Raw genomic sequence first — 13,292 nt, 5'->3', positions numbered from 1 at the left:
GTAAAAAAGAATTGCATCAAAGCTCGGCCTCTCCGGTCCTCACGTATTACCTCATACGTTCCGACCCTCTCGAGATGCGCTCCTCGAACTTCTCGGTTCTTTTTATCCCGCATTAACGGGCAGTCCCCCCACTGATTGAAGTTTCACTTTATCCTCCTTTTTGAACACGCACTATAAAAACTTTAGCGCTCCTTTATATTGTCATTTAAAAGGTTAACAGAACTCTAGTTGTTATTCCATAAAGTAACAAGACAAAATAAACACAAAAGAAAAAAGCAAAATTAAGCCTCCAAAAACCTCTTAATACTTTTTGAAATATGATTTCACCCTTTACCCGATAGTGAACAACTACTACCATGCATGCAATTGCAATCATCGCCAAGAGTAGAATCCAAATAATGTGGCGATCCCAGATAGCCACTATGAGATAGTGCACAGAAAACATAAACAAGAGGGTGCTGATATCCATTGCGACATGAACAGACCGCCGATGATTTCCGGTTACTTGCTTCATAGCAATGAAAAAAATGATATACGCAAGGATAGGCATTGTTATGAAAGTCGCCGCTACACTTGAGAAAATTGATATCATGTTACTCACTCTCCCTACTTTCCATCCCTTTAACTAAGGAATATATAAATGCGGTCATTTCATACGGTTTCTCCCTCTCTATTGCCGTCTCCATTATTTGACCTGTAATGGCGTCAATTTCCGTTCTCCTTCCTGATTCGATATCTTTTAACATGGAAGAACGATTTTTCGAAGTTGCCAGACAAACTTGTTCAATATGGCATAAAACATGTTCACTATTTTCAAGTTCAAATATATTCGAGAGCTCTTCAAAATACTTTTTAAACAAGGCATATAAATAGGGATTATCAATCAATTTACCATTTTCAACCTTTAATATGGCAGTCAAAGGATTAATCATTGCATTTACTAATAATTTTTTTTGGAGCATTTCTTGATAATCTTTTTCAGCTATAAAAGGAAACGTTCCTGCATTTCCGTGAATCAATGGAAAGTTATCCAGATGACCCGAATAGACTGCAATTCGGGTCACCCCTATTCCAGTGTGTTCAACCGTTGTACTGCCTTGCTTTAGTGCCCCATGTTCCACTACCCCGACATAAATTTCTTTTGAAGCTGCCTCTTTCATCATTTTTATATGTGAGTATCCATTTTGTAAAAAAACAAGCGGAATTACCATGTCCTGAATAATGGGGAAAACATCTTCAAAATGATATTGTTTAACAGCTATGAACAATAAGTTATGATCAGTAATGCCCATGGAAATTGGTACCGCCTTTACCCTATTAATCATAGTGAACCCATCTCTTTTAAGCGTTACCCCTAGCTCCATAAGTTCATCAGCCTGTTCTTTCGTTCTTGTATATAATGTAGTCTCATATGTATCACTTAAATAAGCAGCAAAAAGTAGGCCGATTGATCCGCCGCCGATTATCCCTATGTTCATAACTCCCTACCTTCCATTTTTTATGATGGGAAATAGGGCAGTGCATCATTAATTTAAACAGCATTACCGCTTAAATTGAAAAGTAAACTAGATTTTGTATAAAAAGTCTAATTTGCTGCTACGCTCCGCCACACCAACTTTTTCAAGGTTGATTTTCCCTATTTTTAACAAATCGTCTTCCTTCACACTAGTTCACTGCGTTTTAACACGCGATTATGTCATTATTCATTTATGTTACCAAACTTAACCACCACTTGGAATGAAATCTTCTTTATCTAGAAACTATTTTCGAAGATGATGTAACGGTCAATTTTTTACTTATTATACGACTATCTATCGCGATCTCCTTCTCACACCTAAAAAATGTACATAATTCCAATTATTTTTTATATTATGTTAATTAGGTATCTTTCTAGGGAATTGTTTCACTAAATATTATATAATACGTGTAAAACGGTTTCTTTTTCAGAATTCTATTGATAGCCCGGCTAAACTTGCTATTAACAGATTCCTAATACTCACACAAACTGCGATAAAAAAGGGGAGCTTTTTATGGACTATAAAGTGGAACGATTATTGGTAAATTATAAAACGCTGGAAGAATTTAAAAAATTCAAAGAGTATGGCATTCAAGAGCTATCGATGATGGATGACTTAGAAACAAATATTATCGAAAACGATAGTGAGTCTCCTTTTTACGGAATCTACTTTGGTGACAAGCTTGTTGCTAGGATGAGCCTTTACGAAAGAAAAGCAAAATTCGATCAATATTTCGAACCGAAACAAGATTTTTTAGAATTATGGAAGCTTGAAGTATTGCCGTATTATAGACAAAAACATTACGGATCGTCACTCGTTGAATTCGCGAAAAGCTTCGGAAAACCGATTAAAACAAATCCTAGGGTTAAATCAGAGAAATTCTGGGATAAAATGGACTTTCATTCAGTTTCATATGACATGGATCGAGATTTGGGGGAAAATCCATTATTATGGACACCTGAAACTACTATAATCCAATAAAAACATAATAAATAGCACAAACAGGTATCTAGTACCGCTTGTGCTATTTATTATGGTAAGAATTAAATTTCTCCAACGATTTTAATATAGAGTCAATCTTCACAAAAGTTTTCTCCTAAAGAGTAAACGTTCCCTCTTTCCTTCAGCTACTTTTCTACCCTTTCTAAGTTTCCGTTCTTATCCATTTGGAATTTCACCTTTTTTTCTTTTTTATCTTCTTCTAACACAATTAATTTTCTTGCTCGTTCCATAATCTGAAGCAACGCATTATAGTCATCTTCAACTGAGCTCAGTTTTTCAAACAGCTTTTTGTTATCATGTTTCAATTTCTCGTTTTCTCGCAGAAGTTTATCATACTCTTGTGTAATCAATTGTCTGTCACGGCTATCATTTAACGTTTGTTCCGCTACACGCGTAAGATACTGGACAACATCTTGCATAGTAATTGTTGAGTTAGTTAGTTGTAATTGTGGAATGTCAACAGAGGTTTCTGTCATAGTAGAGACAACTTCTTCTTTTTCTATTAACGGAAGCTTTTTGTTTTCTTTTCTTTGAATTTTTGCCAGTTCAATACCGGATTTATACTGTTTTCTTACATGTGAGTTCCAGCGAAAACCGCAAGCAGCAGCAGTTCGTGATAAATTCTTTCCCACCTCTTCAAAGGAATTGAGCTGGGTACTTCCTTCGCGAATGTGACGTAAAACCACCTCAGCCAGTAGAACATCTTCATCTTGAGTCCATGCATCCTGCCTTGCTATTGACATTGAAATCCCCCCAACTTATTTTTTATCCTCTATGCATAACTGTGTACTCTCATACTTTTTGGGTAAGAAGTCTGTTTCTTAAAAGACCAGTTTGCACTTGGCTTATTTCTGTACAAATTCTTTACTCAAAGATGATGGGGTGCGACTCGCAAGGGGTCTACCCCTATTGGTTACAAGTCAACCTCACTGTACTACATTCATATGCACTTGCTAGATAAGATAGAAGAAGGGAAAAAATATCATACCTGATTTTTCTATAAATTTTGCTACTGCTCTATGATGTTCTGTTGTCTTCTAATGTTTGGCATACAATTCCACAGAATCATTCTTTTAAGCAGTTTATTAGGACATCATCTAATTTACCCCGCATGAACGGGCAGTAAGACCCCACCTCAAGGCTTAGAAGTATCGAAGGTAGCTGGTGATTGAAGTTTCACTTTATCCATAACTTCATAGTTAATAGCATTTCTGTTTTTAGGTTGGTTAATGATAAGCTTTAAAAACCCAAGTTCATTGTACACTTCCAATAAAACACAGTTTTCATGTACACAAATCTCACTTTCATTGAATAAGATAGTATTCTTTATGATGGTCATCAATTCCTGCTTGTAATAACCTTTGTTCCTCATTCTTGTGAATAGTTAAACGGTTCAAACTGCTTTCATTAAAATAAAAAAAGCACAAAGATTATAATAATCTTTGTGCTTTTTTATTTTAAGAAATTATTTGCTTACAACTTCTTTTCCGTTGTAAGTTCCACATTCTTTACAGATACGGTGTGAAAGTTTCATTTCACCGCAGCTTGGGCATTCTGTCATACCAGGTACTACTAATTTGAAGTGTGTACGACGTTTTCTTTTTACAGTTTTAGACGTTCTTCTAGCAGGTACAGCCATTATTCCCACCTCCTTATAAAAAGTCAAGAAGCAATGAAGAATGAATGATTCCATTCTTCTCGTTTCCCCATTACGATTCTTTATTGTTGTCAAAATAGTTTGCAAGCTTTGCTAATCTAGGGTCTACTTTCTGCTTCTGTTCTTCCTCATTCAAAACAGACCAGTTTTCCCCAGATTGAGGAGCAGCGCCTTCAACATTGACATCCTCACAAAAAACCTGCATCGGAATTTCAAGCAATAAATTTTCTTTAATTACTGGTATAAGATCCACAACATCACCAATAACAGCAGTCGCTTCATCCATTGCATATTCAGCAAGTTCCGCTTTAAGTATAAAGGTTTCTGTTGTATCAATATCAATCGGATATTTCACATCTACCAGTGTTCGAGAACAAGGAAGAATTAATGTTCCAGATAAATGCAGATGAAAGGTAATGTCTGATGAGTGAATATCAACTCTTCCAGTTACCTTTATTGGCGATACATCGCGAATTTGTGAATCTCTTTCCTTAATATCGGAAATATCCACAAATTCATCTATCCGTAATTCTTTATCCCGAAATTTTTGAAGTTGGCCAATCGTCCATTTCAAATCAATCACCTCAAGGCAACAAAGGTAATTATAGCTGTCTATCTACCGTTTGTCAATATTTTTTCTTTACACCCAGAAAAGCGGAAGGCGCACGTTTATCGGCGATAAGCATAAGACGAGCAAGCTGCACGGTGGGTTTCTCCCCAACAGATTATTCAGCTAGCGACTCGATACGATGGCGTCTACAGCTAAGCAACCAAATGTATTAAACTTCGCTCATCATTCTAGTTTTCACAGGTTTCGCGAATCTCACTCCTACTATAATATCCATTTTTCACAGCAATGCAAACATTACTTTGCTAAACTGTGATTTTTCGTGATTTGGAGCCCTTACATTTTCATGATAAAGTAAGTGTAGAACTATATACGCTATTTTTAAGGAGGTAGTTAAGTGAAAGCAGTAGGTATCGTAGTTGAATATAATCCATTTCATAATGGACACGTATATCATGCACTCGAGAGCAAACAAGCGGCAAATGCCGACGTAACCATCGCTATCATGAGCGGTCCATTCCTCCAACGCGGTGAACCTGCCTTAGTGAATAAATGGGCCCGTGCAAAAATGGCTCTTGCCGGAGGAGTAGATCTTGTTTTTGAATTGCCTTATCCTTTTGCTACACAGCAGGCGGGAATTTTTGCCGAAGGTGCTATTAGTATTCTTGAAGCACTTGATTGTGATGCATTTTGTTTTGGGAGTGAAGATGGTCGTCTAGAACCTTTTATGCTTACCTATCAATTTTTAATGGAAAATAAAGATGATTTTGATGAAAAGGTTCGTCACCACCTAAAGGCCGGATGCAGTTATCCTAAGGCAGCATCGTTAGCGTTTAATGAGCTAGTAGGACATGAAGAAGTACTCGATTTAACACAGCCCAATAATATTCTCGGTCTAGAATACGTTAAAGCAGCCTTGTCAAAACAATTTAAAATCAAACCATTGACCATTCACCGAATTGCAGCGGGCTATCATGAAACTGAGCTTTCTAAAAGCCCAATTGCTAGTGCAACAAGTATACGTAAAGCGATAGCCGATAAAACAAACTTGAAGGACATCATTACATACGTACCTAAATCGACAAAAGAGGTATTACAGCAATATTTAACAGTCTACCATTCTTTTCACGATTGGGAAAAATTCTGGCCATTGCTAAAATATCAAATTCTTTCAGCATCAGTGGCAGAACTTGCCGATATCTATGAAATTGAAGAAGGAATCGAGTTTAGAATGAAGGAAATGGCAGCACTTGCTTCATCCTTTCATGAATTTATGACGCTACTAAAAACAAAACGCTATACATGGACAAGGATTCAAAGAATGTGTGTTCACCTATTAACCAGAACGAAAAAAGATGATATGCAAGCATTCCAAAAAGCACCATCCTATTTAAGGTTACTCGGGATGAATGCAAACGGACGGGAATATTTACGTGAAATCAAGAAAAATCTTCCCATTCCGCTTATATCCAAGCTGTCCGCATTTAATGATCCATCCATCCAACTTGATATACGTGCTTCTCAGGTATACGCTCTTGGCCTAAGCCAACCTTACCAACACTTATTAATGAAGCGTGAATATGAATCACCTGTTATTATCAGTTAATAGACTTACTCATATATCGTATGAAATTACAGGATCACACACCCATTAGCATAGACTAAAAAAAGATGGCTATTGGTCTTCCCCACATTCATTTCTGAAAGAGGCAGCCCAATGAGTCATCATTTGTTTTTATAAGGTAGGTTTTCTAAATAAGTTCGCGCATCATCAAATGTATCTACAGGTACAATCTTCATCTTTGTTTTAATATCCTTTGCAGCTACTAAGGCTTCACCGTAATTCGAATTTTGACTGCCTCGTTCGTTTGGTGCAAAGAAAATCTCCGCTCCACTTTTATCTGCAGCTACAATCTTTTGCTGAATCCCGCCAATTGGACCCACTGTTCCATCTTCAGACATTGTACCAGTTCCTGCAATTCGGTACCCTTTTGTAAGGTCACCTTTTGTCAGCTGATTATAAATTTCAAGTGAAAACATCAGTCCTGCGGAAGGTCCACCTATTTGCTCACTATCAATTTTAATAGCTGGATTTGTGACGGGACTCTTATCATCTTCAAGCGAAATCCCGATTCCGATTTTTTCCGGTTGTTCCTTAAATGCCTTCAGCCTCATCTTAGCCGTTTGCTCTTTATTATTGCGAATATAAACAATCTCAACCTCGTCGCCTTCTTTTTTTTCAGCAACGTATTCAATAAACTCCTGGGAAGATCGGAACTTCAAGTGATCTACTTTAATAATCTGATCACCAGGATTTAATGCTTCTGCAGCAGGCATCCCTTCCATTACACCTAGCACATAAACCCCATGATAATCAAAAGTTATCGATTTTCCTGCTTTTTTATATGCAACTTGAATCGCATGATTCTTTGATCCGTCCATCATATGCAGCTGCCTTAGGTTATATTCTTCATCGCTTTCATTCTCTATACGAATGTCCTTTTCAGCAAATAACTCCTGATAATCACTGAACTTCGCGATAGCATAAGAGTATATATTTGCTTTTCCCATTCTTATTGTAGTTAGCATAAAGCTACCTTCAGCCTTATCTCCACCCTCTACAGTAACAATCGGTTCAAGTTCCTGCGCCATGCCCGGTTTTGTTACATAGTAAGGCAAATAATAAAAGGTTGAACCGACAATCAGGACTAACGCTATAAGGAAAGAGCGTATATAAATTTTACGACTCATTATTGTGGGACTCCTTCCAAGTATGAATACATTGTTTAATTTTATCGATATTTAATCTAGCTTCTTCTTCTCCAATAGTAATTATTTCGTTTATATTTGTAAAAGATTTTGAATTATAATTTTCCACATGTGGCCGGATCATCACATCAGATGAAAGTTTTCTACTTTCAGTTAGCTCCATTTGTAAAATATCGAGACTTTGCATAATCACATCATAAATGGAGGTAATCTCTATTTCCTTTTTCACATTTGAAACATCAACAGCAATCACAAGATCTGCCCCCATGCTTCTTACGACCGATACCGGCACTCGATCAATGACACCGCCATCTACTAATAACCGATCACCAATTTTTTCAGGGACAAAGATTCCTGGAATAGAAATACTGGCTCTAACAGCATCTGCTATAGGGCCACTTTGAAAAACAACCTTTTCTCCCTTTTTGATATCAGTGGCAACAATAGCAAGCGGAATATCCAATTCCTCAATCCTTTTGTTATATGTAAATACTCGAATGAGCTCTTTCACCTTCTTCCCCGCGACAAACCCCATTTTAGGAACGGTAAAATCCAAATAATACTTTCTTTTGAACGCTTTAGATAACCGATATAACCGTTCTACATCCGATCCTGCCGCGTAAAAAGATCCAACTAACGCCCCCATACTGCTGCCTGCAATCATATCAATCGAAATGCCCGCCTCTTTTAAAACCTTTATAACTCCCAAATGAGCAAATCCTCGGGCCCCACCTGAACCAAGGGCCAGCCCGATTTTCGGTTCTCTCAAAGTTAACTTCCCCCTTTCTTTGAACAATCTAGTTATTTCAGACTTCTTATCAAAGTTATGGTCTTAATTGCGGGCTTATGTGCATATTGTGTATCTAGGTGGACAAGATTACTCTATCGCAATGAACAAATTTACATATTATACCTATTTTATCATTTCTCTAAATAAGTGCATAGCACATTCCCTTTTAAGGAGGCTTGGATTTTGTTTAAAACAAAAATCAAAACAATCGTATTAGCTGCCTCAGCAATTACTATGGCTATAGGTTTAATATCCTTTCCTGAAGATGCTTTTGAAGCGTCTATTAGAGGATTGAATATGTGGTGGGAAATCGTTTTTCCATCCTTGCTGCCATTTTTCATTATCTCGGAATTACTAATTGGGTTTGGGGTGGTTAAATTTATCGGTGTTATTCTCGAACCAGTAATGCGGCCTCTATTTAAAGTTCCAGGGGTTGGGGGATTCGTTTTGGCAATGGGTATGGCATCCGGATTTCCATCTGGTGCCAAATATACGGCAAGAATGCGTCAAGAAAAGCAGCTCTCGAGAATTGAAGCGGAGCGGCTTGTGTCGTTTACTAATTATTCAAGTCCGTTGTTTATGTTTGGGGCCGTATCAGTCGGTTTTTTTCATAATTCTAGTCTTGGCATTATGCTCGCGATTTCTCATTATTTAGGTAATATTTGCGTTGGGCTTATGATGAGATTTTACGGAAAAGATGAAGAGAAGTCGAACTCTTATCATAAAAAGACATCTTCCATTAAGACTGCACTCCAGCAAATGCATCGGACCCGTATGAACGAAAAACGACCACTTGGTAAATTACTCGGCGACGCAGTGCTTTCTTCCATCCACACTTTATTAATGATTGGTGGATTTATTATCTTATTCTCTGTAATCAATAAATTACTATTTCACATGAATATTACTACCTTCTTTGCACAAGGAGTTATCGCCATATTACATACACTTCATCTTCCAGAAGAATTGAGTATGGCATTCATTTCTGGTCTTTCCGAGATAACCATTGGTTCTCAAATGACAAGTGGTGTCGAAGAAGCAACTCTCATGCAGAAGGCAATTATTACGAGTTTTATTCTTGGCTTTAGCGGGTTTAGCATCCAAGCTCAAGTAGCGAGTATCCTAGCTGACACTGACATTCGTTTTTCACCGTTTTTCTTCGCTCGAATTGTTCATGGCTTCTTGGCTGCTGCTTTTACCTTTATTCTTTGGAAACCCATCTACGAAAAAATCGGCTTAAATGGACAGCCTTCGAACTCCAATCCCGTTTTTATGATGAATGACAATGGTATTGGCATTCATTTTTATGAAAAAATGATGGATTATGGTCCCTTAATTACACTTGCATTTTTGACACTCTATCTCATCATCGGAATTAAGAGAAACTTTGTACATTGAATATGATCAGCGTCATCTTATACCTAAAAAAACTAACTATATTATGGAATTCCCCAGATAAAAAATAGATGAACAAAAGCATTCTATCTCTTGCACAAAGAGGTTCGACGCTTTTTGTTCATCCAATCTTTTATTGATCAGCAAATTTTTCACACAGTGCTTGTGCAACCACTTCTGGGACTAGTTCTGCAATATCTCCACCGTATTTGGCCACTTCTTTCACAATACTAGAACTTAAAAAAGAATATTGATTATTCGTCATAATGAAGAAAGTTTCAATTTGCTCATCTAAGACACGGTTCATGGAGGTAATCTGCATTTCATATTCAAAATCAGATACAGCTCTTAACCCCCTAATAATTGCACTTGCATGAACGCTTTTGGCATAATCTACTGTTAAACCCTGGAAGTAATCAACTTTAACATTTGGAATATGCTTCGTAACTTCACGAATTAATCCGAGACGCTCATCGACTGTAAACAGCGATGCTTTCGAGCTATTATTTAAAACCACTACATTTACCTCTTCAAACACTCTTGCAGCTCTTTGGATAATATCAAGATGTCCTAGTGTAATTGGATCGAAGCTACCTGGACAAATAGAGATTTTCCCCATTTACAATTCCTCCTGCTCACCACGGATATTTCTCCATCTAAATATTGAAACAGAAATGATTCCGTAGTTTTCATGTTTCCATTTAACTAAATCATTCACGTTTTCAGGAAGCACAACATCATCGCCATGCTCACAGACAATAATACCTGATTCTTCAAGAATCTTTGCATCATGAATCATTTCAAGCAATTTCACTAACTTTTGCTGCTTATAAGGAGGATCAAGCACTATCAGCGAAAAGGATAGACTACGTTTTATAATGGCCTTCAAGGCACGCTCAGCATCATTTTTATATACCTCTGAGCGATCTGTAAATCCACATGCTTCAAGGTTTGTTTTCACTGTTTGAAATGCTTGATAATCGCGATCTACCAAAATGGCCTTATCCATACCCCTACTTAACGCTTCAATCGCAAGTCCACCGCTTCCAGCAAACAAATCAAGTACCTGTCCGCCATCAAAATACGGTCCGATCATATTAAAAATAGATTCTTTTACTTTATCTGTTGTGGGACGCGTCCCTGTCCCTGATACAGCTTTTAACGGTCTTCCCTTACATGTTCCAGAAACAACCCTCATATCTTCCACCACATTTTTCAACTAATTTCATTTCTCATTTATCCTATCATATTCAAAAATGTAAGCCAACACTTTACATAAAGAGCTCCAAGTCTATTTCGCTCATATACCAAAATAAAGTGAATATTCAATCAATTAGAGGCCTCACTGCCCATTATTGCGAGATAAAGTAATACTTTTGTCTATACATATTATTAACAGTTAGAACGATATAACAAGTTAGGTGAAAAAAATTCTAATTCGTTTGAATAAGAAAGAGATATTTGGTGATAATAAGAGTAACAACATCACTTTCGTAGGTGTTGTTGCCAACCGCGGAGAAGTCTTACATTTCCCCATAAGACCTTCCTCCGGTTTCTCCTCTCCCTTTGCCTTCTTCCTTTTATGAAGGAAATAGAAGGACCCTGCAGAGCATACTCTGCAGGTTTTTTTTAGGTTTTGTTCATTCAAACGAAGACTAACATCAGATTTATAAAGTGAAACTTCCATCAGTGGAGATCTTACTACCCGTTAAGAGTGGGATAAAGCAAAAGAACTATCACGTTCTAAAAGCAGTACATATATTTCATATTTGTCATTTTTTTGCATCTGATCTATTATGACCCCTTCCTATTTTAAAAGGAATGTGATTTTAGTAAAATCCTCAAGCCTGTTTTCAAGAAAGAGTATATGTACTTAGAAGTTATATTGAAAGAAATCATCCTAGTTCTCGCACCCGCCCTTTTGCTCACGATTGTTTTTTGTTACTTTTACATACGCTTTTTAAAATGATAAAGTAAAGATGATGAAAAGACGAAGGAGCGATTGAATTGATACAACGATTTATCGAGCTTGGAAGTGGTTATTCAGATCTATATGAATTACTAGAAATTGGAAGATCAAACAAACATAGAATTGTCCATCTACTTGCACTACATACCGAATTGGATGATACACCCATCACCTCCCTTGTAATCGTTTTAAAACCTACACAACCTGGTGATTTCCAACCATTATATGTGTGCAGGGAAGGCGTTCCAAATCCAAATCATAAAGCGAATAAACGATACGAACTTTTTTTTAATCTTGCTACTGAATTAAATAAATCAATCATCGAATTACAGGTAAAAAACTCCAAACAATTCGCTGAAATCGGGCTATACTATCAGCATCTTATCGGGATTCTTCGCATGAACAGATACTTACCAGCTTTACAATGATAAAGGCTGATTATTCAATAAGGACAGCAAATGCACCAAACTTATTTGAAAAACAAATACTTCATTCAATAAAAAAAAGCTGCTCATTTTATTATGAGCTGGCTCTTTTTTAGATTCCCATTTTATAATCATATTCTTTCGCTTTGTCAGGCCTAGAGTTCTCAAATTCCATTTTCAAAAACGGCTTATAGGACACTTCCACTTTTTTCACAAATGAATAACTATTCAATTTTTGAGACAATGTCTCGATTTCGTCCATATTGGTGTATATGACCACGTATTTCATCTTTTTAGAGACAAAGTGAATATTGCCAAACTTCCGAAGCATTTTAGCTTGTTTCAATGTATGTAAATATACAATAAGAGCTTGTCTTGTTCCAAACATCTTTATAATTGCTCCTTTTTTATTGACAGAATTCCATCAATAGTAGTTTTATTAAAGAATAATTGAATAATGTGATTAATTTAATGTTTTAACAACGAATCAACCATTTATCCCCGATATGTTTCTCTAAATTACGAAAAATTCAAAATAAGTTTAGTTAAGTTTAGCATAGCGGTTCCTTTTTTTTCAACTATCTTTCTATAACGCCTTGGAGCTTGACGAAGTACGATTCGATATGATTGCCACAACTAATTTCATTTAGTTTTATATTTAATAAAAAAGGTCTGGACATCCAGACCTTTTTCTTTTATCCCGGTTTAACAGGCTGTAATACCTCCACTGATGGAAGTTTCACTTTATGCCGAGCATCCACAGCTACCACCCGTGCCACAACTGCCACCGCAGCTTGACCCTGATTCGAAAAACGGGCTTCCTGCAGGTACTTTTATAAAAGGAGACACAGCATGTCCTATCCTATGACTGATTTCATCCAATACAGCCTGTAATTCTGTTTCTGCTCTTTTGAAGGCAGCAATAGAAGGATGGATGTCCATCTCCCGCTTGACCTGACGAATTTCTAAGTTTACACGCTTATAGTCAGGATGGTACTTTCCAAAGCGTTGCACTTCTTCAAACAGGTCTTTTAAAGATGTAAACTTCCTTATCTTATCTTGAGCCCCTTGATCATGGCGCAAATTATATAAAAGCTCAAAATACTCTTGACCAATTTTCGATTCAATAACCATTTCAGCCAAGGCTTCTGCTTTTTGTAAAATACTGACTCTTTCCATAGTAGCAAGCATTAGATTCGC

At 36.8% G+C, this 13,292-nt stretch carries 16 protein-coding genes; 4 read left to right on the top strand and 12 right to left on the bottom strand.

Features of this window, described 5'->3' with window-relative positions:
• Positions 1–205 precede the first annotated feature (205 nt).
• Both JNUCC23_RS07795 and JNUCC23_RS07790 read right to left on the bottom strand, forming a co-directional pair.
• Positions 206–592 carry a DUF3397 domain-containing protein gene (locus JNUCC23_RS07795; RefSeq protein ID WP_454215118.1) on the bottom strand — a complete coding sequence of 129 codons (387 nt, stop codon included), beginning with the start codon at positions 590–592 and terminating at the stop codon, positions 206–208.
• A 1-nt stretch (position 593) separates the two neighbouring features.
• A complete protein-coding gene (locus tag JNUCC23_RS07790) occupies positions 594–1,478 on the bottom strand; it encodes a 2-dehydropantoate 2-reductase (RefSeq protein ID WP_403073175.1) in 885 nt (294 codons plus the stop codon).
• A gap of 552 nt (positions 1,479–2,030) precedes the next feature.
• On the opposite strand from JNUCC23_RS07790, the gene JNUCC23_RS07785 reads away from it, so the two are divergent.
• Entirely contained in the window at positions 2,031–2,498 is a 468-nt protein-coding gene (locus tag JNUCC23_RS07785; RefSeq protein ID WP_062181459.1) for an N-acetyltransferase, read from the top strand.
• A 146-nt stretch (positions 2,499–2,644) separates the two neighbouring features.
• Here JNUCC23_RS07785 and JNUCC23_RS07780 read toward each other — a convergent pair whose 3' ends face one another.
• The 4 genes from JNUCC23_RS07780 to JNUCC23_RS07765 all read right to left on the bottom strand — a co-directional run bounded on the left by JNUCC23_RS07780 (position 2,645) and on the right by JNUCC23_RS07765 (position 4,750).
• Complete coding sequence (locus JNUCC23_RS07780; RefSeq protein WP_403073172.1) at positions 2,645–3,262, bottom strand: RsfA family transcriptional regulator; 618 nt, start codon at positions 3,260–3,262, stop codon at positions 2,645–2,647.
• 392 nt (positions 3,263–3,654) lie between these two features.
• Positions 3,655–3,858, bottom strand: a complete 204-nt coding sequence (locus tag JNUCC23_RS07775) for a hypothetical protein (protein ID WP_454215116.1) — start codon at positions 3,856–3,858, stop codon at positions 3,655–3,657.
• A gap of 126 nt (positions 3,859–3,984) precedes the next feature.
• On the bottom strand, positions 3,985–4,158 hold the full coding sequence (rpmF, locus tag JNUCC23_RS07770) for a 50S ribosomal protein L32 (protein ID WP_028392959.1): 174 nt from the start codon (positions 4,156–4,158) through the stop codon (positions 3,985–3,987).
• A 70-nt stretch (positions 4,159–4,228) separates the two neighbouring features.
• A complete protein-coding gene (locus JNUCC23_RS07765) occupies positions 4,229–4,750 on the bottom strand; it encodes a YceD family protein (RefSeq protein ID WP_403073998.1) in 522 nt (173 codons plus the stop codon).
• Between the two features lie 391 nt (positions 4,751–5,141).
• On the opposite strand from JNUCC23_RS07765, the gene JNUCC23_RS07760 reads away from it, so the two are divergent.
• Complete coding sequence (locus tag JNUCC23_RS07760; protein ID WP_403073168.1) at positions 5,142–6,350, top strand: nucleotidyltransferase; 1,209 nt, start codon at positions 5,142–5,144, stop codon at positions 6,348–6,350.
• Positions 6,351–6,469: 119 nt separating this feature from the next.
• Here the strand turns inward: JNUCC23_RS07760 and JNUCC23_RS07755 are convergent, their stop codons facing one another.
• Positions 6,470–7,495, bottom strand: a complete 1,026-nt coding sequence (locus JNUCC23_RS07755; RefSeq protein ID WP_454215113.1) for a SepM family pheromone-processing serine protease — start codon at positions 7,493–7,495, stop codon at positions 6,470–6,472.
• Positions 7,485–8,282: a patatin-like phospholipase family protein gene (locus JNUCC23_RS07750; protein ID WP_403073164.1), complete on the bottom strand. Its 798-nt coding sequence runs from the start codon at positions 8,280–8,282 to the stop codon at positions 7,485–7,487. The genes JNUCC23_RS07755 and JNUCC23_RS07750 overlap by 11 nt, the downstream gene beginning before the upstream one ends.
• 204 nt (positions 8,283–8,486) lie before the next feature.
• Here JNUCC23_RS07750 and ylbJ point away from each other — a divergent pair, with 204 nt between their 5' ends.
• On the top strand, positions 8,487–9,701 hold the full coding sequence (gene ylbJ, locus JNUCC23_RS07745; RefSeq protein ID WP_403073162.1) for a sporulation integral membrane protein YlbJ: 1,215 nt from the start codon (positions 8,487–8,489) through the stop codon (positions 9,699–9,701).
• Between the two features lie 130 nt (positions 9,702–9,831).
• Here ylbJ and coaD read toward each other — a convergent pair whose 3' ends face one another.
• Both coaD and rsmD read right to left on the bottom strand, forming a co-directional pair.
• On the bottom strand, positions 9,832–10,317 hold the full coding sequence (gene coaD / locus JNUCC23_RS07740; RefSeq protein ID WP_454215111.1) for a pantetheine-phosphate adenylyltransferase: 486 nt from the start codon (positions 10,315–10,317) through the stop codon (positions 9,832–9,834).
• Positions 10,318–10,896, bottom strand: a complete 579-nt coding sequence (gene rsmD, locus JNUCC23_RS07735; protein WP_454215109.1) for a 16S rRNA (guanine(966)-N(2))-methyltransferase RsmD — start codon at positions 10,894–10,896, stop codon at positions 10,318–10,320.
• Between the two features lie 809 nt (positions 10,897–11,705).
• Between rsmD and JNUCC23_RS07730 the strand changes: the two genes are divergently transcribed.
• Positions 11,706–12,095 (top strand): DUF7147 family protein, encoded by a 390-nt coding sequence (locus JNUCC23_RS07730; RefSeq protein WP_403073156.1) that lies wholly within the window; start codon positions 11,706–11,708, stop codon positions 12,093–12,095.
• 109 nt (positions 12,096–12,204) lie between these two features.
• Here JNUCC23_RS07730 and JNUCC23_RS07725 read toward each other — a convergent pair whose 3' ends face one another.
• Both JNUCC23_RS07725 and JNUCC23_RS07720 read right to left on the bottom strand, forming a co-directional pair.
• Positions 12,205–12,480, bottom strand: coding sequence for a YlbG family protein (locus JNUCC23_RS07725; RefSeq protein ID WP_062181492.1), 276 nt, complete (start codon positions 12,478–12,480; stop codon positions 12,205–12,207).
• Between the two features lie 356 nt (positions 12,481–12,836).
• Positions 12,837–13,283 (bottom strand): YlbF family regulator, encoded by a 447-nt coding sequence (locus JNUCC23_RS07720; protein ID WP_062181495.1) that lies wholly within the window; start codon positions 13,281–13,283, stop codon positions 12,837–12,839.
• Between the last annotated feature and the right edge of the window lie 9 nt (positions 13,284–13,292).

The organism is Peribacillus sp. JNUCC 23 (assembly GCF_053653995.1).
Note: the sequence above shows the minus strand (reverse complement) of the source record. Positions and strands in the feature narration are given on the sequence as shown.